19 protein-coding genes and 1 pseudogene are annotated in these 22,650 nt (G+C 39.4%); 13 read left to right on the top strand and 7 right to left on the bottom strand.

What is annotated here, in order from left to right; all coding sequences use genetic code 11:
- Positions 1-110 precede the first annotated feature (110 nt).
- Entirely contained in the window at positions 111-1,340 is a 1,230-nt protein-coding gene (locus tag K5Q73_RS19970; protein ID WP_259650734.1) for an FAD:protein FMN transferase, read from the bottom strand.
- Positions 1,341-1,533: 193 nt separating this feature from the next.
- Between K5Q73_RS19970 and K5Q73_RS19975 the strand changes: the two genes are divergently transcribed.
- The 3 genes from K5Q73_RS19975 to K5Q73_RS19985 all read left to right on the top strand — a co-directional run bounded on the left by K5Q73_RS19975 (position 1,534) and on the right by K5Q73_RS19985 (position 5,222).
- Positions 1,534-2,874, top strand: coding sequence for an FMN-binding protein (locus K5Q73_RS19975; protein WP_220760477.1), 1,341 nt, complete (start codon positions 1,534-1,536; stop codon positions 2,872-2,874).
- An 84-nt stretch (positions 2,875-2,958) separates the two neighbouring features.
- Positions 2,959-3,999 (top strand): porin, encoded by a 1,041-nt coding sequence (locus K5Q73_RS19980; RefSeq protein WP_220760479.1) that lies wholly within the window; start codon positions 2,959-2,961, stop codon positions 3,997-3,999.
- Between the two features lie 482 nt (positions 4,000-4,481).
- Positions 4,482-5,222, top strand: a complete 741-nt coding sequence (locus K5Q73_RS19985; protein ID WP_220760481.1) for an RluA family pseudouridine synthase — start codon at positions 4,482-4,484, stop codon at positions 5,220-5,222.
- A gap of 45 nt (positions 5,223-5,267) precedes the next feature.
- On the opposite strand, the gene K5Q73_RS19990 is transcribed toward K5Q73_RS19985, so the two are convergent.
- Complete coding sequence (locus K5Q73_RS19990) at positions 5,268-6,422, bottom strand: tyrosine-type recombinase/integrase (protein WP_259650735.1); 1,155 nt, start codon at positions 6,420-6,422, stop codon at positions 5,268-5,270.
- Between the two features lie 1,651 nt (positions 6,423-8,073).
- Between K5Q73_RS19990 and K5Q73_RS19995 the strand changes: the two genes are divergently transcribed.
- Positions 8,074-8,580: a hypothetical protein gene (locus tag K5Q73_RS19995; RefSeq protein ID WP_220760483.1), complete on the top strand. Its 507-nt coding sequence runs from the start codon at positions 8,074-8,076 to the stop codon at positions 8,578-8,580.
- A 154-nt stretch (positions 8,581-8,734) separates the two neighbouring features.
- On the opposite strand, the gene K5Q73_RS20000 is transcribed toward K5Q73_RS19995, so the two are convergent.
- The gene (locus K5Q73_RS20000; RefSeq protein ID WP_220760485.1) at positions 8,735-9,757 is read right to left on the bottom strand and encodes an oxidoreductase family protein; all 1,023 of its coding nucleotides are present in this window, start codon (positions 9,755-9,757) and stop codon (positions 8,735-8,737) included.
- A gap of 145 nt (positions 9,758-9,902) precedes the next feature.
- Between K5Q73_RS20000 and K5Q73_RS20005 the strand changes: the two genes are divergently transcribed.
- Entirely contained in the window at positions 9,903-10,292 is a 390-nt protein-coding gene (locus tag K5Q73_RS20005) for a glycine zipper family protein (RefSeq protein WP_220760487.1), read from the top strand.
- Positions 10,293-10,384: 92 nt separating this feature from the next.
- Here K5Q73_RS20005 and K5Q73_RS20010 read toward each other — a convergent pair whose 3' ends face one another.
- Together K5Q73_RS20010 and K5Q73_RS20015 are read right to left on the bottom strand one after the other, a co-directional pair.
- Positions 10,385-10,879 (bottom strand): DUF6702 family protein, encoded by a 495-nt coding sequence (locus K5Q73_RS20010; RefSeq protein WP_220760489.1) that lies wholly within the window; start codon positions 10,877-10,879, stop codon positions 10,385-10,387.
- 2 nt (positions 10,880-10,881) lie between these two features.
- Positions 10,882-13,293 carry a M1 family metallopeptidase gene (locus K5Q73_RS20015; protein ID WP_220760491.1) on the bottom strand — a complete coding sequence of 804 codons (2,412 nt, stop codon included), beginning with the start codon at positions 13,291-13,293 and terminating at the stop codon, positions 10,882-10,884.
- Positions 13,294-13,569: 276 nt separating this feature from the next.
- Between K5Q73_RS20015 and K5Q73_RS20020 the strand changes: the two genes are divergently transcribed.
- The 8 genes and pseudogenes from K5Q73_RS20020 (at position 13,570) to K5Q73_RS20050 (ending at position 20,477) form a co-directional block, all read left to right on the top strand.
- Positions 13,570-14,265, top strand: a complete 696-nt coding sequence (locus tag K5Q73_RS20020) for an SDR family oxidoreductase (protein WP_220760736.1) — start codon at positions 13,570-13,572, stop codon at positions 14,263-14,265.
- Positions 14,266-14,579: 314 nt separating this feature from the next.
- Positions 14,580-14,987, top strand: a pseudogene (locus tag K5Q73_RS21635) (ATP-dependent zinc protease); the annotation flags it as partial.
- Positions 14,988-15,071: 84 nt separating this feature from the next.
- Positions 15,072-15,959 (top strand): 30S ribosomal protein S6--L-glutamate ligase, encoded by an 888-nt coding sequence (gene rimK, locus K5Q73_RS21640; RefSeq protein WP_259650738.1) that lies wholly within the window; start codon positions 15,072-15,074, stop codon positions 15,957-15,959.
- A 156-nt stretch (positions 15,960-16,115) separates the two neighbouring features.
- On the top strand, positions 16,116-16,667 hold the full coding sequence (locus tag K5Q73_RS20030; RefSeq protein ID WP_220760495.1) for a GNAT family N-acetyltransferase: 552 nt from the start codon (positions 16,116-16,118) through the stop codon (positions 16,665-16,667).
- 9 nt (positions 16,668-16,676) lie between these two features.
- Positions 16,677-18,026 (top strand): FAD-binding oxidoreductase, encoded by a 1,350-nt coding sequence (locus K5Q73_RS20035; RefSeq protein ID WP_220760497.1) that lies wholly within the window; start codon positions 16,677-16,679, stop codon positions 18,024-18,026.
- 68 nt (positions 18,027-18,094) lie between these two features.
- On the top strand, positions 18,095-18,370 hold the full coding sequence (locus K5Q73_RS20040) for a hypothetical protein (RefSeq protein ID WP_012155338.1): 276 nt from the start codon (positions 18,095-18,097) through the stop codon (positions 18,368-18,370).
- Positions 18,371-18,523: 153 nt separating this feature from the next.
- On the top strand, positions 18,524-18,856 hold the full coding sequence (locus K5Q73_RS20045; protein WP_220760498.1) for a hypothetical protein: 333 nt from the start codon (positions 18,524-18,526) through the stop codon (positions 18,854-18,856).
- A 169-nt stretch (positions 18,857-19,025) separates the two neighbouring features.
- Entirely contained in the window at positions 19,026-20,477 is a 1,452-nt protein-coding gene (locus tag K5Q73_RS20050) for a diguanylate cyclase (protein WP_220766170.1), read from the top strand.
- Between the two features lie 70 nt (positions 20,478-20,547).
- Here the strand turns inward: K5Q73_RS20050 and gap are convergent, their stop codons facing one another.
- Together gap and K5Q73_RS20060 are read right to left on the bottom strand one after the other, a co-directional pair.
- On the bottom strand, positions 20,548-21,558 hold the full coding sequence (gap, locus tag K5Q73_RS20055) for a type I glyceraldehyde-3-phosphate dehydrogenase (protein WP_220760502.1): 1,011 nt from the start codon (positions 21,556-21,558) through the stop codon (positions 20,548-20,550).
- A gap of 218 nt (positions 21,559-21,776) precedes the next feature.
- A partial coding sequence (locus K5Q73_RS20060; protein WP_308443293.1) for a DUF2989 domain-containing protein occupies positions 21,777-22,650 on the bottom strand: 874 nt, incomplete at its 5' end.

Here is a 22,650-nt window from a genome sequence, read left to right on the forward strand (position 1 = left end):
TGCAAACTGACATTATAAAGCAACACCTATTTCATCCAACCAAGCATTTTCAACAACTAAAGCTAAATGTTAGATGATAGATGATAGATGATAGAAGAAGTTAGCAGTCGCTAAAAGCTCAACCTATAGTCATTGAACTTGTCACTCTCAGTCGTGTCTCCCGCTGAATTTAAATACCATATTGCTTCAATGTCATCATTGTGGTTGCTGTAATCTACAGCTTCGTTAACTGGCATCAGAAATAATGCTGTTGAAATAATGTCCGCATAGATTTGGTTATTATTCATCACTATAGTCGTTGAGATCCCAGTACGCTTTGGATGTAAGGTTTTAGGGTTGATAATATGATGGTATTCTTTACCATTCACACGATAGTATCTTAGATAGTTTCCACTCGACACCACGGTAATATCTTTTCCTGTAATCACTTCATGAAATTGACCTGCGAAATTCTGACATTGTTCAAGGGCATTATTGTATTTTTTGCACACAGGATCTTCGACTGCAGTTGTAAACTGACGCCCTTGTGGGTGAATGCCATAATGGCGAATATTGCCACCGGCATTGATCATAAAGTTCTCTATCCCATCTATTTTTAATTGACGATAAACCATTTCAGCCATCCAGCCTTTGGCTATACCACCCAGATCGATACTCATACCAGATTGCATTTTTATAGTATTATTCGCGACATCTAGATCAATATTATTAATATTAATTAGAGGTTTAACTGCATTGAGTTCAGCCTCAGTCGGAATTTCACATCTATCTTGTGATTTGCGTTCCCCTTTACATTGAGCTCGATAACCTCGCCAGATATCGATCACCGGAGACAAGGCGATGTTAAAATACCCATCCGTTTTATCATACCAATCTATGCTGGATTTAATTAGTTGAGTTAGTTTTGGATCAAGATGATGAGTTTTTTCTGGTTCATTATTAATGCTCTTGATGTTAATGACATGGGGATAGGTACTATAGTTAGATGCTAAGTAATGGTATTGCTGTATCACGTTTAACGCATTGCACATGGCTGCTTTGATATTTGAATTTGTAGTGTCATATATATTAATGCTAATGGAAGTGCCAAAATATTTTAATGTCGTTAAATTAGTTACACCTTGGTCTTCAGATATTATCGCATTACCTTCACATCGATAAGGTTGACCATGTGTGTCAACCTTAATCACTTCAAAGTCAGGTGCTGGTGGCAATAAATTTAAACTCGAAAGAGCTATTTTATTGGCTGCTGATGGGCTTTCACTGCTTTCGTTTATTGAATCAGCATAACTAACATTAGATAAAGTCAGTGTAAGCAAGGCAAGGTAAATACGTTTCATGATATAGCCTAAAAGTGTCGATATTAATAAATTAATATCATACTGATGCAAAATAATGTTTATCAAAATTTGTTTGTGTTAACTGTGTCAAATAAATAGCACCTAATTTAACGGATTGCGGTTTTCCGCAATTGTTAAGAACTGTAAACCTTTTATTCTGAACTCAATGAAATAACACTCGAAGGCCGACAGAATGAAAAGCTTAAAAATATTCAATAAAACACTTGTTAGTAGCGCGGTACTCTTTGCCACTATGACGCTTGCCGGTTGCTCTAGCACAATGGATCAAGGCAAGTACACCGATGGCACTCATGATGTGTCTGCGAAAGGGAAAAAAGGCTTAATCACCTTAACTGTAGAAGTAAAAAATGGTCACATTGTTGAGATTAAGACTAAGTCTCATAATGAAACAGAGTCTCTTTACCTTAATGCTGAGCGTCTATTGTCCAAAGTCGTGACTAATAATGGTCATGAAGGTATAGATGCTGTTTCAGGTGCAACGTATTCATCAAATGGTATTTTAAAAGCAATCAACAGTCTTCCGCGAGTTGACGGCAGCCAACCAGAATACGTCGCAGTAGGGGCAAAAGAAGAGTCGGGTGATGATAATTTTAAACTTAAATGGTCTATTCAGCCTCAATTAGGTTTGCTAAAAGGCGATTATTACTACGAAGAAGCACGCTTCCGTCAGGGGCACATGGGCAGTGTTGCCATTGTCACTGAACTCAACAATTCAGATAACGTGATTTTTGCTGAGTTCAATGAAAGTGGTCGTCCAAATTATTACACTCGTTTATATCAGGACGTGCCTAAGCGTATGTCTGAATACAACTTTTCAATGGGTAAAAAGAAAGGAACAGCCTGGGTTCAATCAGCGTTAACAATGGAAAAGTTAATGGTTGAACAGGACAAGTTAACTTTCGATCCTAATCCTAACTATGACCCATCACTAGGTAATAAATTAAAAGAGCCAAATCGCCTAAAGTATGCTGGCATCGATGTGGTTGCGGGTGCTTCTAACAGTATTCAACAATCTATGGTTCCACTAACTGCAAAGATCCATGCAAAAATTAACGCTGAAGGTAGCAAGCAAAGATTCTACCAACAAGCTGAAAAACTAATGGATGCAAAAGGAAAATGGACTGGTGTAACTGCAATGCTACGTATTGTTGTTGATACCGAGACTAAGAAAATCACTAAAGCTCATTATGATGAAATCTTTGCTGATGAAAAAGCACAAATTAAAGATGCCTCACAGAAGAAGTTTTACCGTCAATCTAAGTATGAGTCTATCAACTACGTAGAGCCTGCCCGAATTGGTTTTAATGTAATGATCGATGGTTTAAATGCTCATCTCCAGCAAGGCGGTTCACTGTTCCTTATCGATGACTTACCAGCAACCGGTGATACCGGCAGTTACGCTGCAACAGGTTTTACAAAGCGTTCAAATTCTTGGGATAACTACCTGAATTTAGCTGACGTTTTGTATAAAGAGATGCGCCAAGACGCCATGCTCCTAGAGCATAAAAAATAATAAACAGTCCTAACGTACGGCTCCCCGATGTCTATGCGATTGGGAGTCGTCTGACTTTTAAGTTTCTAAAAATTAAGAGAAAAGATGATGAAAACAATTAAATTAACTTTACTAGCCGCAGCAGTTTTAGCATCACCAAGTGTTATGGCTGATGCCTATAAGTTTTATGGACGTATCGATTACTCGGTAACTAACTCAGATAGTGGTAGTGCAACACACAGTGGCAAAAGTGGCACTATTTTAGAAAATAACTGGAGTCGTTTAGGTGTTAAAGGCAACGCTGCACTTAATGAAGATTTTACCGTTTTTTATCAAATCGAAGTTGGTGTTAACGGTGCTAGTGAAGGTAAAAGCAATAACCCATTTTCAGCACGTCCAACTTTCCTTGGTATCAAGCACTCAACGGTAGGTCAACTTGCTGCAGGTCGTATGGATCCAGTATTTAAGATGGCAAAAGGCACATCTGATGCAATGGATATGTACTCGATGAAACACGATCGCTTATTTGCTGGCGACAAGCGCTGGGGCGATTCACTTGAGTACAAAACGGTTAAATGGAACAAGTTACAGTTTGGTGCCAGCTATATCTTAGAAGATAACTATTATGCTGAAGATGACGTTCGTCGTGATAATGGCAATTACCAAGTCGCACTAACTTATGGTGATAAGCTATTTAAAACAGGTGACGTTTATTTAGCCGCAGCATACACTGATGGTGTAGAAGACATCAAAGGTGTGCGTCTTGTTGCACAATACAAATATAACAACTTAATGCTTGGTTCTATGTACCAAAGCTCTGAATTGGTGAATCCTAATTTAGATAACTGGCAGCAACGTGATGGTGATGGCTTTATTGTTAGCGCTAAATATCAAATTGATAAGTTAACACTGAAAGCACAATACGGTCAGGATGATTCTGGTACAGGTAAAATTGCTGGCAGAGTTTATGATAAGTTAGGTGCTGCTGCGACTGAGGTACCAGAAGTATCACAATGGGCTATTGGCGCAGAATATCGTTTATCTAAGTCAACACGTGTGCATACTGAAATTGGTCAGTTTGATGTAAAACAGTACTCAGATTTTGATGACACCATTGCTAGCATTGGTTTTAGAATCGATTTTTAATTAAGAATTTTGCAGGATGTTACTGAAAGAAAATAGTTAAACCCTGCAGTGAGCTTGCTGATGATTTATCAACTTCAGGCTTCACTTCTAATGTAAACAATTTGCCCCCACGGAACGTACAAGGATGCACGTTCTGCTTAGCCTGAGCCTTATGTTTTCAATCAACCCTCTTATTTTTATATGTATTTATATGCATTTATATGATTAAGTAATCACTGTGATTAAAAATATCTCGGGTTATATTTTAAATGTTAGTTATTTATTCAATAAAGTGCATACTCAAATTTTGTATCTATTGGTGAACTCGAGAGAGAAATACATCCCAGGAATGCGTAGATTGACTCAATTTACCTCTAGTTTATTGCTATTTAAAGATTAATCTTTGAGCATAGTATTCTTAGTAAATAAGTGACTCCTGCGCTCGTTGCATCGAGAAAACTCCTGTATCATTAGCCGTCTTTCACTCTATAGAGCTTACATCATTGCTAGCTAATCCATCTCCGGCTGACGATTTTATCGCACCTCCTTGTTTTGAGGAGATCACCATTCTGTTTCAAGATGAACATCTTTTGTTGATCAATAAGCCCTCAGGTTTATTATCTCTATCGGGTAAACATCCTGCAAATCGTGACTCAGTCCACTACCGATTAGTTAAAGATTTTCCTGGCTGTACCTTAGTTCATCGATTAGATTTGGGGACTTCGGGCATTATGGTAATAGCCCTTAAGAAACCAATCAATGCGCTTTTGTGTAAGCAATTTAGTGAAAGAACTGTGTTAAAAACCTATACAGCATTGCTGCTTGGCGAGATGGAAAATCAAGACGGATATATTGATGCGCGAATCGCAAAGGATAAGCCAAACTTTCCATTGATGAAAATCTGTGAAGAAGAGGGGAAAGCGGCTCGCTCTTTGTTTAAAGTGATGGCTAAAGAACTTCACAGAAAACATGAGCAACAAGCTGAGCAGCTGGGTAACAAAGTTGAGAATATAAACGACTCTGTTGCTATTACCAGAGTTGAATTTATTCCAGAAACAGGAAGGACGCATCAGCTACGGATCCATAGTCAGTACTGTGGACATCCTATTATCGGCTGTGATCTATATGGCTCAGAGTTTTCTTACCAACTAGCTCCTAGGTTAATGCTTCATGCAACTCGTCTTGAATTTGATCATCCAATTTCAGGTGAAAGGATATTTGCAAACAGTCCGTGTCCTTTCTAACTTGAGCGTATTTTTATTTAAGCGAACAGGAAGTCTAAATCGTTTTTAGTCTTTAGGCTTTAAGTAGTGTCGCAATGATCTTGGATCGGTATGCCCAGTTCTTGCCATGATGTAGAGATGGTCTTTATCATTTTCATGCAACTGGGTAACACAGCCGCTTCGTAAACTATGAGCACCATAGAATCGAGAATTAAGTCCTGCTTTATCACAATATTTTTTTATCATCTGATAAATATCGTCACCCTTTAAAAATCCTTTACCAGTTTTCTCTTGAGTGATTTGATATTCTCTAACCGAGTTTCCGTCACGACTCAGAGATCTAAAAAGGTGCCCTTGTTTTATCTTGGTGACATCTAGCCATTGTTGAACGGCTTCGTAGGCAGAAAAAAGTTCCTGCTTTGGCAGATCTTTCCATTCTCTTTGTCCCTGCTGATTACTCTTAGAGTAGGGGACTCGAACCTTTAACTTCTCTCTTAGAAAACTAATATGTTCGACTTTAACTTCTGCTAATTCTGAACGTCTAAAACCACCTTGTAGCCCTAGTTGTAAAATAGCCTTGTCTCTTAAGCGTGTTAGCTGTTGCGGTTGTTGATCTATAACGGCTAATAACATTTCCAGTTCATCATAGGTGATCGGTTGCTGATCATAATCAGAAATGTGTCGATATTGATTACGCATCAGGCCGCGCATAACCCTGATCACTAATGGGTGTTCAGTCGGTGAATGCAAACCGCTTTGTATATGAAAAAATCGAATGGCTGCCAGACGAGTATTAATAGTCTGTTTTGAAAGCTGGTGGCCATTCTTTTCCTGATAGAGTTCTTTTTGATGACCGATAAAAGAAATCACACTCCGAGGATCTGCGGGCAGGGCACTTAGATTGTGTTGTTCGCAGTAGTTCTTAAAAATAGTAAAGCTGGAACGATAAACTCGACGAGTGTTAGCTGAGATCTCATACTGGGTTTCACCAGCCGCACTTTTATAGTCATCTAATATTGAGATGGGAAGTTGCTGCTCTTTAAAAAACTTCTCATTGTGATCGTACTGAGATTGTCGGCTATCAGTTAAGCCAGTATGAAAATGGGCTTGCGAGTTTTTGGCGTTAACTAAAGCAGCTTGTTGATATGTGTTTTCTGGCAGATCAGAGCCGTCGATTGTTGATGAGTCCTCAATTTTAGGAAAGTTTTGCTCTGAATTCATCTTTAAGTTTTGGCCTTAATTAACTAAAAGTGGTGTTAAATCCATCATTTAACGCCAAGTATTCTACTTAAAAACACTTATTTCTACCAGTGATAATCGTCATTATCACTGGTAGAAGAGAAATTAGTATTTAGTGGCAGTTTGATGATGGTTTAATGTGCAGATTGAGGAGGAGTCATTAAAAGCTGGCCGAAATTCGACCGGAAAAGAGGCTAAATATTACTGTGTGATTTTAGATACTTGCCTAACAATACAGGTGACAATAACACTCATTAAAGTGTGGTGTAACCATACTATGTGGGTTTTGTTAGTCCCTAATTGAATTATTGCGTCGAAATAGATGAGGATAAAAACTTGGGATCGAGAGTTTATATCTAGTCTTTAGTCTTTCAATAAATAAAGAGAAGGCTAATATTGTAAACCACTTCATTGCCAGTAGCTGCACCAGTGCAATTAATGAAGAAGGCACTAATTTAGCTTTACATTGCGCAGAAGGTAAACCTAAACGTCAGGATTTTTTAAAAGATAGTTTAGTAACAGCTCTGACATGGTAATTACTCTGTGATAGTAATAGCTCTGTCATAGCTTCTGCGTCAGTGGACTGAATTTAACTTTATATATGGTTTAACCATTGTTTTGATGACTTCTCAACTAGAACCAAAACTAGAGCCTAGCTCTGAAAACTAGAACGTAAAACTAGAACTTGGAATTTAGTTCTTACGAATTAGGATAAACTTATATAACACTTTTTGACTTGAAAGGCTCTTTTGTAACGCGATAGAAGTGCTTCAGTAATAGGTCCAATCCAGATTAATGCTTGAATAGCCGTTATTATAACCAATAAAGTAAACAATAGAGCAGGGCTGTTTTCATATAAATACGTAACTATGCTGGTAAAAAATCATATCGCGAAAGTGTGGTGTAACCATTTTATTGATAGCTGTAGCTTAACCTGAAGTTAGTCTCTAGACTAGTCTTTAAGTTAGCCTTTACGTTATATTCGGGGTTAGCCTGTAGATAGTAGCGTGAACTTGTTAGTCACTTTTTCAGTGGCAAAACCAATAGGCCCACCTTTTCAGAATTGAATGATTAACCAAACTAAAATTAGAGCCAAAACTAAAACTAGAGTCAAATTGGCCCTGGATATATAGTAAGCATGTGTAGTTTCAGTATTACTGAAATAAGTACTCGTAGCTTACGTTGATTTAATAATCGCTGGGTTTTAACAGAGTATTCACAGCGGTTAAGTTCAATTAAAAGTAAACATTAGCCGAATCATTCAAAAAACAATTTAGGTATATTATTAACTATTGCCGAACCACAAGGTTAATAGCGTTACCATTTAGCGTTAAACAGCCGCGCGACATATCTGTTAAATTTAAGCTTGATCATGTAATTCAAATAGTAATAGTTGAAACAGCCAGATTTCATAGAGTTCATACAACCACTTTTAGTATGGTTACACCATTCTAATGACGGGTTTTATTATTCAAGTGACAAATTAGAAATATCTCGTATAAATAGTAAGTTAGTTAAGATGTTAATGAGCAACTTGCTATATGTATGGTTACACCATACTTTAAAACTGGTAGTATGCTAGCATTCAAGAGTAGTTACATCTACGGCCGATAAATTAATAATTGAGATAAAAATGAAAGTAGTAGAAGTGGAAGAGAGTACATCGAGAAGTTGGCAGTATCACCAACAAAAACCTACAGCAGGACGAAGATTAAAATTACTCGAAGTCGATGAATTAGTCGCTGCACTGCCACTGATCTATCGACTCATTCCTCTAGCTGAAATAACAAAAAGGCAAGATTGGTTTTTCGAGTTTGAATGCCAGACACAACAAGAGCAGCTTTATATTATGCTTACCGAAAGTTTATCGGCTCTAAATCAAATCCGAAAACAATCTACCGGCGTAGAGAATGCTCTTACGCAAACTAATATATTGTTGAATCGTTACTTCAGTGATTATGGGTGGAGAATGGTACGAAAAGAATTATCTCAAATAAAGAAACGTAAAAAGAAATCCCATATTGAGATAGGCAATGACCTTGTTATTAAACTGAAGGAATTTATGGCAGCAAATCAAATTGATACTTTTGACCAAGCTCTCGATCATTTATTAAGTGAGTACCCAAACTCAACGGAATAAGCATAGTGCTTGGTTAAGATTAATACCCTTTGTGCTTTGTAGCACCAAGTTTATCTAGCTCATAATTAACAGCTTGGCTCGTATTAATCTAATTAGAATGAATTATTTAGCATAAGGAGATTTTGCATGAAGTCGCTACATTTATTGTCTTTGTCTAAATGTTACTTAATGCTCGTTGTGTAATGTTTTGGCTAAACTGATTTCGCTTTTGATGGTTAGGAGCCCAGCCTACCAGGAAGCGTTCAAAGTCTGCCCAGGCTAAATCCACTAAACTTCGCCACTCTTTAGTCACTAAAATTGGGTCTAAATGAGGTTGGTATAAGCATAATGCTTGTTCTAACAGTTCGAAATATTCATTCACTAATTTCGAAAAACTAGTCTCACAGTCACGCTCTGTTAAACAGCTGCCAATAAGATAAATGAGATCTTTTACACCGACGCCACTGCCGACATATTGAAAGTCGACCGCAGCTACATCACTGTAATCTCTAGTAAAACAGAAGTTAGTAACCTTAGCATCACCATGAATAATGGTCTTATACTCACAGTTATTCAGTAGCTTATCGATCTGAGCCGCCTTTACTTTAAGTGATGACTCAGGCATTACTTGCCACTCATCTTGTCGAGTAGACAGATGCCAGTAGCTACCAATAGGCCAAAGTCCTTCGCATGATAATGATTTGGAATGCGATAAAAACCTTGCATGAAAATGCGCTAGCCAACGTATACACAATTTTATTTGTTGTAAAGAAAGCACGGTTGCGCGAGCTTGAAAACCCTGGCAATCGAGATCTGACATTAAGATCAATTGGCTCGCTTGCTCGGATTTGGTAAAACTGCACTCACCTAAAAAAGTAGGGACTAAACAGTTATCATTACAGAGCTTGGCCCAATGCTTATAGAAGTTAACTTCTATTTGATAGGAATCAAGCTTACGCTGATGAGAGACTGAACTCGCCCAACCTCTTGGGTGCATTACCTCATTAGGGGGAGTGATATGTTTGACGATAAACTGACGATTCCCGTAATTATTGGCTAAGCTTTGAGACGTAAAGCGATATCTAGCAATTTCACCATATCCAGACCATAGTGATTGAATGATTTCTTTCTTTTCAAAATTAGGTGAGCCAAAAAATTTTGTTAAAACATCATCTATTGATGCATTATTTAAATTCATTCATGTACCTTAGTGAATATTCGTTCAAGTGCCAGACAGGTAGAACGCTGTACTATAATTGATATAAAGCATAAATCAAAACAGACTGAGCATGTTGATTATATTGGTTTTACATCGGCATGTTGACTATAAGAGGAAGCATTGAATGAAACGTCATATATTAACCCTTGGATTATTGTTACTGCCGGTGAGCGCCATGGCAAATATCATTGTCGATAAAACAGGCGTTGATGAAAAAGACTATGTGTACGATCTTCATCAATGCACTGAGATGTCGAATCAAGTCGAGCAGAAACAGACCGAGGGAAGTGCGATTGGTACTGCAGCTAAAGGTGCAGCAATTGGTTCAGCTGGTAAAGCGATAGCAGGTGGCTCTGGTACGGACGGTGCAAAGCAAGGAGCTGCAATTGGTCTTGGAGTTGGAGTTTTATCTAAAGGCAGAGAAAGAAGGAGTAATAAAGACACTTATGCAGCTGAGCAACAAACTGTTATAAAAAACTGCATGACAAACCGAGGTTATGTAGTGCTTAACTAATTGATAAAAACAGTTTTAACACTGCAATATCGCATTGCTTGAAAGGCTAAGCCTAAATGAGCTTAGCCTTTTTAGTACGACACTAATTATTTTTAATCCGCCAGCTCTACGTTAAGCCAAGTTGATTTATTATCGAAAACAACGGATTTAACCTTTCCTTTGCCTTCTACATTAACCAAATTTATTTGAGCAGGCCAAAGTTCATGTAATGCTCCATTAGAAATTCTTAGACCAATTATGTCTTGAGGAATAGGGCTCTCCTGATAAACCCAGAGATATTTACCGTCTAACTCCACCCCAACAAAAGACAATGGAATATTGTTTCCATTTTCTTTTTTAAGTTCAAATTGAAGCTGAACATATTCGGCAAATGTCTGTTGAGTTTCAGTGTTACTTAAGATGTCCGCACTCGGATCAAATAGTTCTTTTACAGCATGTTCGGCATCATGCAGGTAAAATTTATGCATGATCTCTATATTTTGCAAACGATGGTTAAACTTGATACTTGTCACCGCCGTTTTTTGCTGATGACCATAAGAGAAGCTAGCCATAACCAGACACAAAAAACCTATGTAAAACCGATTCATGTTTAAGATCCTTTAGCGTCATCTTCGTTATCGACATTAATTTCAGTCTTGATATCCTGCATGATATCTTTCTTCAATTTACGCTTACTCTTTTCTTTTTTGAACGCTTCTATACGTGATGGGATAATACGTCTTGGGAAGTAGTTATTGTTTAGCTCGACGTCAGCAGTTTGCCAGCTAGGATCGATTTCCACTTCTTTAAGCTCTTTATCCGTCACGATTAATTTGTTAACAAGCTTTGGACTGCGTCGCCAGATCTCTGCTGGAATATGTAACTCTTCGATTGAACCGTCTGTATACGTTAGCTGCAGTAGAATTGGCATGACTAATCCACCCACATTTGAGAACTCTAATACGTAATAATTTTGATCTTCTTTAACAGCACGCTCAATGACTTCTCGCTCCCAAGGCTTGAGGTTTTTAAGGAACTTGTTGTATTTATTCCTTTCCTTATTGGTTACCGTAAATTGGTCATTTTTATCATAAAAATCAGTGATATCATCATTAAGCTCAACCCAGGTTTTAATACCCTCTTGTTGATTTTTAACAATCGCCATAGGAGTCGGCTTCTCCTGTTCAATGTCGCGCTCTCGATTAAAATCAATATCAGGATTGTTGCTGGTCATATTAAGTTTGTAGATTTTATCTATGCCTAGATCAACATGGTCCGTCGAATAGAACCAACCGCGCCAGAACCAGTCAAGATCAACACCTGACGCTTCCTCCATTGTTCTGAAGAAATCTGATGGAGTCGGGCGTTTATACTTCCAGCGTGTGGCGTACTCTTTAAAAGCAAAATCAAACAATTCACGACCTAAAATGACTTCACGTAAGATATTAAGAGCAATGGCTGGTTTAGTGTAAGCATTAGGTCCAAATTTCAAGATACTATCTGACTGGGTCATGATCGGGACTTGTACTGAAGACTTCATGTATTCGATAATGTCTCTTGGCTCTCGTGCCCAATGAGGATCCGTTTCCCATTCACGCACCGCAATTGATTCGACGAAACTATTGAGGCCCTCATCCATCCAAGTCCACTGACGCTCATCGGAGTTAACAATCATTGGGAAATAGATATGGCCAATCTCGTGGATGACGACTCCAATGAGGAAGCGTTTTTCAGATAAGCTATAAGTGCGTGTGCCGTCTTCTTGTAGCTCAGTTCGTGGGCCATTAAACGTGATCATCGGGTACTCCATGCCACCGACAGGCCCATTAATCGACTGAGCCGTTGGATAAGGGTAGTCGAAGGAGTAGCGAGAATACACTTGCATGGTATGAATAACGGTTTCAGTAGAGTATTTCTTCCATAAATCACCACCTTCTTTGGGATAGAAAGACATCGCCATGACGAGTTCCTGCTCTGAACCTGGTTGTTGATAACCTTTGGCGTCCCACATAAATTTACGTGACGATGCCCAAGCAAAATCTCGTACATTTTTAGCCTTAAAATGCCAGGTTTTTACGTCGGCCGTCCCTTCAGCTTCATTTGCTAAGGCTTCCTCCTCGGTAACGATAAATACTGGACGCTTACTGGTTTTGGCTTGCTCAAATCGTTGACGTTGAATGGAAGTGAGTACACTTTTAGAGTTGGCTAGGTAGCCTGTCGAAGCAACAATATGATCGGCTGGAACGGTAAGTTCTACGTCATAGTCGCCAAACTCTAGAGTAAATTCACCGCTACCAAGAAAGGCTTTATTGGTCCATGCTTCATAATCGGTATAGGCATGAAGTCTCGGAAACCATTGAGCAAGTTGAAAAATATCATTACCACCTTGCCGTTTATCATCAACAAAATGTTCATAGCCTGATCGGCCGCCAACCGCTTTTTGATCGGTAATGTTGTAGCCATAATCAAAAGAGAAACGGATTTTGTTTCCTGGCTTAAGAGGAGTGAGCAGGTCGATGCGCATGTTGGTGCCAACAATCGTGTAACTCAGTTTCTTACCGTCAGTATTAATGTTACCTATCTCATATCCGACATCATTGTCGGCTAAAAATTGCTGTTTACGTAAAGTGTTTAAGCTGATCTTCGTCGGTTTGCCATTGACACTATTTGCTAATTCCTTAGGACTCGAAAAGGTTTTGCTTCTACTGGCAATTGAGTCAGATTGATAATAGTTTTGGTCAAGCTGCAACCATAAATACTTGAGGGTATCAGGGGAGTTATTGAAGTAAGTAACTGTTTGAGTAGCATCAATTCGTCGTTTTTGTTCATTTAATCTGGCATTTATCTGGTAGTCAACTTGCTGTTGCCAGTATTCATGGCCGGGTTCGCCAGCCGCATTACGATAAACGTTTGCGGTAGGTAGACTTTCATCTAATTGTCTAAACTTGTCTTCGAACTCGCCTTTTGACTGTTTAATTACCGAAGCATGAGTACTTAATGCCACGACTGCAAACGCTGACATTAGAAGTCGCGCTGGAAATGTTATTTTTTTCACTTAATCAATTCTCTCGTTTTTATTTTTAGCCGGGTAGGGGGTTACAAACTGGGTTGGCTTTGATGGTGTAGCCTGTGTAGTTTTACATTAAAGCATACAATATACAAAGGTGGGCTTATCATAAAAATTTACGACTTTGTAACTTTCATATTCAGCCTGTTTTGTTAAATAATCGTCAACTTCTTGCAACACTGAACTAGACTGAGCGAAGATAGGGAAATGAAGCTTAATGAAGGTAACCAAATGACTAAACATGTATTGATTACAGGTGGAAATCGAGGCATCGGGCGAGCGTTCGTTGAACACTATTTAAAAGCCGGTTGGAATGTTACCGCTTGTTGTCGTGAACCTAAAAGAGCGGTTGAGCTGTCAATATTAAAATCAAATTATGAACATTTGAAAGTCCTTGAACTCGACGTCAGTCTTTCTGAATCAGTAGCATCATTAGCTCAAGAACTGGCTGGCACTTCGGTTGAACTATTGATTAACAATGCAGGCTATTATGGGCCAAAAGGAGTTAAATTTGGCAACAGCGACGCCAGTGAGTGGCGAAAAGTCATTGAAGTTAACACGATTGCGCCATTGTTGCTTACAGAAGCCTTATATCGAAACCTAAAGCATGGGTCTAATCCTGTAGCAGTATTTATTTCCTCTAAAGTGGGCAGTATGGAAGATAATACCAGTGGTGGTGGCTATTATTATCGTTCATCGAAAGCCGCGCTGAACTCTGTAGTGAAGAGCCTTTCCATTGACTTAAAGGAAGATGGAATTAAGTGTGTTGCCTTGCACCCAGGTTGGGTATTAACAGCTATGGGAGGCCCTAAAGCACTAATCGATACCGATATGTCGGTCAAAGGCATGATGGCAGTTATAGATGAGTTAACATGGGAGCAAAGTGGTGAATTTTACGACTACCAAGGGAAAGAAATTCCTTGGTAAGATTTATTATGCTGCAACTTACTAATAGAGGGTCAGTGAAGAAATGACATTCTTAACACATACAAATAGCGTAAATTAAAATTCACCAGACTAAGCTACTCAGAAAACAGTATTTTTGATACCCTGTATAATTAAGATATTTCACCGTGACGTTAGACGTTGATAGGCTTTTAAAACCGCGATAGATGTCTCAGTTTTCAGGATTTTAGAAAAAATTCTAACCGTATGCAGTAAATAACTAAAATTTAGTTTGCATCTGCTGAAAAAAGGAGTACTTTCGCGCTCCTTAATTTAACTTAACTGGAAGAATTGTAATGAGCGACAATAAGTTTATTATCGGAAGTGAAGAGTGGTGTGCATTCCCAGCTCTTGGTGTTCCTGCAATTAAAGCTAGAGTAGACTCTGGCGCCAGAACGTCATCAATCCATGCTGTAAATATCCGTCCTTTTAAAAGAGAAGGCGAGCCATGGGTTTCTTTTGAACTTCACCCGATACAAAACAGTCGCAAGATCATTCTTAGATGTGAAAGCAAAGTTATTGATCGCCGTAGTGTAAAGAGTTCTAACGGTGAGTCAGAAAAACGCTATGTTATCGCATCTGTTATTCAGTTGGGCGGTAATGCTTGGGAAGTTGAGTTGACCTTAACTAACCGCGATAGCATGGGATTCCGCATGCTGTTAGGTCGTGAAGCAATGAGCAACAAGACCTTAGTTGACCCATCTGAATCATTCTGTTTAGGTGAGAAGGATGACGTAGAGGTTGAACATCTTTATGGTGTTAAATCAGCTAAGAAAAGCGGTCTTAAGATCGGACTACTAGCCAGTAACCCTGATTTATACAGTAACCGACGCATCATCGAAGCGGGTGAGCAACGCGGCCATGAAGTAGTATTCTTAAATATCAGCCAATGCTACTTAAAGTTAGATGCATCTTCGCCAGAAGTTCACTATCGTGGTGGCAGAGTGTTGAATGACGTTGATGCGGTTATACCTCGCATTAGACCAAGTATGACTTTCTATGGCTGTGCGTTGACACGTCACTTTGAAAGCTTGAATATCGAAGCGTTAAACACCTCTGATGCGATTACACGTTCAAGAGATAAATTGTTTTCGCTGCAGTTATTGCAAAAGAATAACCTTGATATTCCAACAAGTGGTTTTGCTAATTCGCCAGTTGATACTAAAGATCTTATCGACATGGTGGGCGGCGCTCCGCTTATTGTTAAGTTGCTTGAAGGTACTCAAGGTAAGGGCGTTGTTCTTGCTGAAACAACTAAGGCCGCTGAAAGTGTGATTAACGCATTTAAATCACTACGCGTTAACTTACTTGTGCAAGAGTTCATTAAAGAAGCCCAAGGTAAAGACTTACGCTGTTTTGTGATTGACGGTAAGGTTGTTGCCTCAATCGAGCGTACAGCCGCTCCTGGTGAGTTTAGAGCTAACATTCATATGGGTGGTAGTGCTTCAATCGTTTCAGTGAGTGCCGCTGAAAGACAATTGGCGATTAAAGCAGCTAAAACTATGGGCTTACGAGTTGCTGGTGTTGATATTATTCGTTCTAGTCGAGGTCCTCTATTACTAGAGATTAACTCTTCACCAGGACTTGAAGGTATTGAATCAGCTACGGGCATCGATATCGCTGGTGCGATGATCGAATCTATCGAGAAGAAATTAGGTTGGAAAGCTGAAGATTAGCATCTAGTTCCACTTCTCTCTAAAAAAGCGTTATGTCTTAGACATAGCGCTTTTTTTATATCTTTAATTTCTTTAATTCCCGAATTCTTGGTTTAGAGAAGCTCTTGTAAAAACATGTTAGTGTGTCATTTGTGTTAAAAAATAATAAGAATACTAATGATCATACCACTAAATAAAACGCACTTCGCTGCAGTGATTACTCTTGGAAACTTAGTCCATGGAGCAGGCTATCTTGACTCAGAAACGTTGGACCATATTGTTAATCTTGGTCAAAAACATGGCATAAATAGTTGTTTTGTCGCTATTGAACAGGGTGAGTTACTTGGCTTTAGGCTGTGTTATGCCGCAGGTCAATGGCCGATAGACAAATGGTGCTCAGTATCTGATTGGTCAGTTGAACCAAAAAATGTAGCATACTTTAAATGTAATACCATCGCGGAGCAGGCTAGAGGTAAAGGGTTAGGTGGACAGCTGTTAACCGCTTCCGTTTTAGCGTTAACCGAGCAAGGCGCCGTTGCAGGCGTAAGTCACCTTTGGAAACAAAGCCCTCATAATGCCGCTGTTAAATACTTCAGCAAAGCAGGTGGTCAGCTCATAAAAGAGCACCCTCAACGTTGGAATAATACAGTAGAACACCCTGACTACGTCTGCAACTTATGCGGGCCCAATTGTCAGTGCGCCGCTTGTGAAATGCTGCTGATGTTTTGAGGTATAACCATGTTTAATAGCCAAAGTGAACAATTCGATCCGTTAGTCGCAACGTCCCCCAAACGACTGCCACAATGTCGTTCTTATTGGTCTGATACTATAGATATTGGCGCTGCAACCTCATCTCTAACAAAGTCCGTCCACACAGACGTAGCAATCATAGGTGGAGGGTATACCGGTTTGTTAACGGCTTACTACCTTGCTAAACATCATCAAGTTGATGTCTGCGTTCTGGAGGCTAATAGAGTAGGGTTTGGTGCGAGCGCGAGAAATGCAGGTTTTGTGCTCAAAGGTTCTGGCCGCTTAGGTTATAGTCAAATGGCTAAACGGTGGGATTTAGATACGGCTAAAGGAATATACTCTGAATTCAGTGAGGCTGTATCACGTGTTAAAAGATTAATAGAAGAGCATCACATTGATTGTGAACCGCAGTCTAAGGGGTATCTAAAAATTGCCCATAATGCGAAAGCGATGGCTCAACTTGAGGGCTCGGCAAACTTTATCGGCAAGTATTTAGGCGACGATGCTCAAGTACTCAGTCTGTCACAACTCAAAGCTGACTATATGGATCATAAGCAGGCCTTTGGAGCACTAAGAATCAACGATGGCTTTGGCATCAATCCACTTAAATTATTGATGGGTTACAAAACTATGGTTGAAAGGCAAGGGGTCCCAGTGTTTGAACAAACCTGTGTCGAGTCCTGGATTGAAGAAAATGGTATTCACCGCTTAATATCCACCAGCGGCGAGGTCATAGCAAACAAGGTGGTGACGTTGGGCAATGGCTATACACCAAAGCGATTAAACTCAGCAGTCGATAGCCGGTTCTTACCCATATTAAGTAATATCGTTGTAACTCAGCCGCTATCCACACAAGAGCTTGCAGCATCGGGACTGAATACGCGAGAAGTGGTGATGGATACCAGAGTGCTGAAATACTATTACCGTTTGTTACCCGACAACCGTTTGCTTTTTGGTGGGCGTGGAGCCATTTTTGGACGAGACGCTAATAAGCCTATTTACCAACAACGTCTTAAATTCGCATTAACTCAGTGTTTTCCCGCCCTGAAAAACAAAGGGATTGATTATAACTGGAATGGTTGGATTGCAGCTACGCTAGATGATGTTCCCCATGTGTATCTAAAAAATGGTATTGGCTATAGCCTTGGTTATTGCGGGGTGGGAGTCTCTTTTAGTGCGCAAGCAGCCTTTCGTTTAGCGCAACAGATTGTTGGTAAACCAGTCCCTCAGCTTCCTCTTTATAATACTCCAGCTCCTAAGTTTCCTGCAGCAGGTTTAAGGCGATTAGGACAATGGAGCTACTATCATTATGGTTGGTTAAAAGACCGATATTTTTAACGGATTTTTTTACTCCACAACCTCATTGTGCTACTTTTATAGATTACTTTTTTTCTATGGAGGAAGCAGTGAAATCCACAGTAGACAAAATGTTAGTTAAGCACGATAAACTGGTGCATTCAGAAGGGGTCAAAGTGTGCTCGCATACCCAGAGAGTTAAAGACGAATGGGTACAACATACCGTGATGATAGATGACTGCCAAACACCATTTACATTCCGGCGAACTAAAAAATATAAAAGTCTGAACGGTGCAAGAGTTAATATTACTTATTATGCCGACACTCAAGGCGTAGCTGGTTTTGAAATGGATATCTTTAAGGTAGTAAGAATTAAACGAAGTTAACCCTGTTGTCATCTAGATAGTTTCTAATTCTATCTAGTGGAATATTCGGTTGGTTTTGATTAATCACTATTCATTAAGTATGAGTACAGCTCTTAGTTGTTAATATTTGCCTCACAAAGCCCGCTCATTGTGGGCTACTCCTATGAGGTGGGTATGTATTCTACTCGACAACAGAGTCTGCAATATAGCGGCTTAGCTTCTCAAATTATCAATGACGATAAGTTAGCGGTTCTTCGTCATAGTGTGCAAATCTCTATTAAACTTACCCAAAGGATGTTGCTCAAGCGTTATCTCAGTGCTACACGGATTTCAGCGCTAACTCTACTAAATTTAAAGTCAGAGTCACTTGAGTTACACCGGGCCATTTTGTGCGCAGATATTGGCACAACAGAGAGAAATATTTTGCTCGGTTATATTAATCAAAATATTGACTCAATAGATGAAGCGATTAGTGTCAACCCTGACTGTAGGGCACTAATTAATTGAAGATATACAATAATAAAACCAAGCTATTGCTACACTTGATTTAGCCAGAGTGTAGCTGAGGTGAAGGCTATAAAGTTAAGTGCGTTAGTAATGCTAATTATTATCGATTACGCGCAGGTTAAGGCATGTTATTTCACCCTCTAACGATTTAACAAAGGATCTGTTTTTCGTGATATATGATGCATGCACGATAAAAGTAACCAAAAACTGTCGAGTAAGCCTACAGCTGCTGTGTTTTACCCGTTGTTTATTGGCCATCAGTGCTTATTTCTTCCTTACAGCGTGTAACGTCTATGCTGCAGTTCCTCCCGCTGTCATCAAGTCGGAGCCTACAACGCTTATCATTGCCAATTCAAAAGCTTGGAAACCCTTTTCATACCTTGACGTTCAAGGGGAACCCCGGGGCTTATTAATCGACCTGTGGAAAGAGTTTGCTCAAGTTAATCAAGTTAGAGTTGAATTCCTTCTTACTGATTGGCAAGAATCGTTAGAGAATGTTTCTCAGGGAAAAGCGGATATTCATGCAGGTCTTTTATGGTCAGCTGAAAGAGCCAAACTTTTTGATTATGGCAACGACCTTGCTAAGTTAGATGGACAGGTTTTTGTAGAGCAATCGTTACTCAGTACGCCATTAGAATTGTTACTCAAAACTGAAGCGTTAGGTGTTATAAAAGGGAGTTATGAAGACTCTTTTGTAAGAGGGGAGTTCCCCTTCGCTAAACTGATCCGTTTTAACAATAATGAACAGATGATTTCAGCAGCCCTGAATGGAAGCCTCAAAGTTTTTGTTGCTGATTTTCAAGTAGCAAACTTCTACTTATTTACGGCCAATGAACGGAATATCTTTTCTCCCTCTAGACATGTATACACAGCATCTGTGAAGCCTGCTGTCCATAAGGGAAACCAAGAGTTACTAGATTTTGTTAAACAAGGCTTTAATCAAGTTGAACAAGATGCCTTCAATCGTATTCAGCGCAAGTGGCTTCATGTTGAAACCGTCTATCCGAATTACCTCGTTCCACTGATGCTGGGCTTATTGCTATGCATGATAGCCTTTTACATCATCCAACTTAAAAGAACGGTGATAAATCGCACCAAAGAGCTATCCATTGCAAATAAAGAGTTACAATTACTTGCAAGTAAAGACGAATTAACCGGGATTAATAATCGGCGTAACTTTATTGAAGAATTTAAACGACATAACAAGCAACGTAGTGACAGCTTGACGTTACTATTGTTTGATATTGATAGGTTTAAAGGGGTTAATGACAGTTTTGGTCATCTTGTGGGAGATCAAACTATTCAGGCAATAGTTAAAAGAGTCAGTTCGATTTTGTCACAACAGGCAATATTTGGTCGAATTGGCGGAGAAGAGTTCTGCGTTTTCATGACAGGCTTAAATGAGCAGCAAGCGGTGCGATTTGCATCGAACATTCAGGCTTGTATATCTCGACACAAGGTGATGACAGATGCCGGTGAATTAGCTGTTTCGGTGAGCTTAGGTGCCGTCTATAGTGATAAAAAAGAGTTGGATTGTAAGCAACTATTGAGTAAGGCTGATTTACTCATGTACAGTGCCAAAAGCCGAGGCCGTAATTGCTTTGAATTTGAAATTGTTTGATTGCAATTAATTTAATGTGTTTAAAATTAAAAAACCCAGCATAGGCTGGGTTTTTTATAGAACATACGAATTACTTAGCGTTCATTAGTGCAACAGCATTGTCTAACATGCGGTTACTGAAGCCCCATTCGTTGTCATACCAAGCCATTACTTTAACTAGACGACCGTTAACACGAGTCTGTGTTGCGTCAAAGTTAGAAGAGAATGGGTTGTGGTTAAAGTCGATAGATACCAATGGCTCATGGTTAACAGCCAACACTTCACTTAATGGCGCAACAGAAGCTGCTTTTTCAATGATAGCGTTGATCTCTTCAACTGTAGTATCACGTGCAGCAACAAAAGAAAGGTCAACCAATGATACGTTTACAGTTGGTACACGAACCGCTAGGCCGTCAAACTTACCTGCAAGCTCAGGTACGACTAGACCTACTGCCGCAGCTGCGCCAGTTTGAGTCGGGATCATAGACATTGCAGCAGCACGTGCGCGGCGAAGATCGGTATGATAAACGTCAGACAAACGTTGGTCGTTTGTGTAAGCGTGAATCGTAGTCATAAGACCTGACTCAATACCAATTTCGTCATTAAGTGGTTTTGCAAATGGAGCTAAACAGTTAGTAGTACAAGAGGCATTTGAAATTACCGTCATGTCACTAGTGATTAGTTCGTTATTTACGCCGTAAACGATAGTAGCATCAACATTTTTGCCTGGAGCAGAAATAATGACTTTCTTAGCGCCAGCATCTAGATGTGACTGAACAGATTCTTTTGATGTGAATATACCAGTACATTCGAATACGACATCAACATCTAGTTCTTTCCAAGGAAGTTTTGAAGGATCACGCTCTTGGAAGGTTAGGATTTTGTCTTCGTTAACAAAAATAGCATCGTCTGCATGTTCTACTTTTGCGTTAAAACGACCGTGTACTGAATCGTACTTAGTTAAATGAGCGTTGATTGAAGCATCGCCTAAATCGTTTAGTGCAACAATCTTGATAGGATAGTTCTTTTCGCTTTCATATAGAGCACGTAGAACATTGCGGCCGATACGGCCATAGCCGTTAATTGCAACTCGGATAGTCATCTCATATCCCTCAGGTAAATGTAAAAACAGAATCTGGTAGTAAAATTACCAAACTGGCAGCCATCGTCAAGTTATATCGGTGAAAAAAGCCTAAATTTTGCGTTTGTTTAAGTAATTTTTTTACATGTGTCGCGAATTTGCATATAAATCGTCTCAATCTACAGGATAACTGTAAGTTGGCAGAAATATTGCCGAATTGTATATTCAGCAATAAAATCTTATAGCGACTTAGTTAAATCTTTATCCAGCAATATTTTTAGCTTACTTTGTTGATACTTTCCAGCCCGTAGTTGTTCGGCAAGAGTAACTGCGTCACCGTCTAACTTACTTTGTAGTGTTTTGTTACCTTTTATCAATGCCTGCATATGGTCCTGAGAAAATTTAGCCGCAGTCATCTCTATATTCGTTTTAGAAAGTAAGTATTCGATATCACCTCTTTCTTCAAAGCGGTAGAGGCTGGCAAGTGCTAGCAACCAATCAGCTTGGAAGTTGTCTGGATTACTGCCTTGAAGCACTTGTGCATAGAGTTGTTTAGATTTAACCGGATCAACACGTAAGTAATAAGCGGCTAACTGAGCTAGTAAGGCAATATCTTTTATCTGATCCGCTTTCTCTGCAGCAAATAACACAGCCTCTGCCTCATCGTCATTAAAGCGAGACCAATGATAGTAGGCGAGGTGAGGCTCTAAACTGCCACGTGTTGTCTCTTGAAGTTGGGCAAGAGTTTGCGAACTAAGACCAAAGGCACGAGCACGTTCATTAGTTCGTTCAGGGTGTAAAATGTGTTGTACGCCTGCCGCGAGTTCGACACATTTATTGTAATCTTCTAGGTACAATAGCTGCTGATATATTTGTTCACCTGAGGGCAATTGTATACTTTTTAGCTTGAACCTATTGCGGATCAGGTCTCCACGCTCAAATCGGCACCAGCTATCTTCATGTAGATCGGCACAAAGTTCAGGATTTTTGTTACAAATAACCTGAGTATTTGTAGGATGTTCACAGCCAAAAAGGCCAAAAAAAACCGTAATTCCGAAAAATGATGTAATCATTACAAATTTTTTGTTCAAACCTAGCTCCATGGCTTTATTT

It is taken from the genome of Shewanella sp. MBTL60-112-B2 (assembly GCF_019655055.1).
Classification (GTDB): domain Bacteria; phylum Pseudomonadota; class Gammaproteobacteria; order Enterobacterales; family Shewanellaceae; genus Shewanella.

What these genes read in the sequence shown, in the direction of transcription:
- K5Q73_RS19990 (WP_259650735.1), bottom strand. Translation starts at nt 6,422, where the DNA reads ATGAATTCAGAGCAAAACTTTCCTAAAATTGAGGACTCATCAACAATC.
- K5Q73_RS20035 (WP_220760497.1), top strand. Translation starts at nt 16,677, where the DNA reads ATGTTTAATAGCCAAAGTGAACAATTCGATCCGTTAGTCGCAACGTCC.
- K5Q73_RS20030 (WP_220760495.1), top strand. Translation starts at nt 16,116, where the DNA reads ATGATCATACCACTAAATAAAACGCACTTCGCTGCAGTGATTACTCTT.
- K5Q73_RS19970 (WP_259650734.1), bottom strand. Translation starts at nt 1,340, where the DNA reads ATGAAACGTATTTACCTTGCCTTGCTTACACTGACTTTATCTAATGTT.
- gap (WP_220760502.1), bottom strand. Translation starts at nt 21,558, where the DNA reads ATGACTATCCGAGTTGCAATTAACGGCTATGGCCGTATCGGCCGCAAT.
- K5Q73_RS20010 (WP_220760489.1), bottom strand. Translation starts at nt 10,879, where the DNA reads ATGAATCGGTTTTACATAGGTTTTTTGTGTCTGGTTATGGCTAGCTTC.
- K5Q73_RS20045 (WP_220760498.1), top strand. Translation starts at nt 18,524, where the DNA reads ATGTATTCTACTCGACAACAGAGTCTGCAATATAGCGGCTTAGCTTCT.
- K5Q73_RS19995 (WP_220760483.1), top strand. Translation starts at nt 8,074, where the DNA reads ATGAAAGTAGTAGAAGTGGAAGAGAGTACATCGAGAAGTTGGCAGTAT.
- K5Q73_RS20015 (WP_220760491.1), bottom strand. Translation starts at nt 13,293, where the DNA reads ATGTCAGCGTTTGCAGTCGTGGCATTAAGTACTCATGCTTCGGTAATT.
- K5Q73_RS20000 (WP_220760485.1), bottom strand. Translation starts at nt 9,757, where the DNA reads ATGAATTTAAATAATGCATCAATAGATGATGTTTTAACAAAATTTTTT.
- K5Q73_RS20020 (WP_220760736.1), top strand. Translation starts at nt 13,570, where the DNA reads ATGACTAAACATGTATTGATTACAGGTGGAAATCGAGGCATCGGGCGA.
- K5Q73_RS20005 (WP_220760487.1), top strand. Translation starts at nt 9,903, where the DNA reads ATGAAACGTCATATATTAACCCTTGGATTATTGTTACTGCCGGTGAGC.
- K5Q73_RS19980 (WP_220760479.1), top strand. Translation starts at nt 2,959, where the DNA reads ATGATGAAAACAATTAAATTAACTTTACTAGCCGCAGCAGTTTTAGCA.
- K5Q73_RS19975 (WP_220760477.1), top strand. Translation starts at nt 1,534, where the DNA reads ATGAAAAGCTTAAAAATATTCAATAAAACACTTGTTAGTAGCGCGGTA.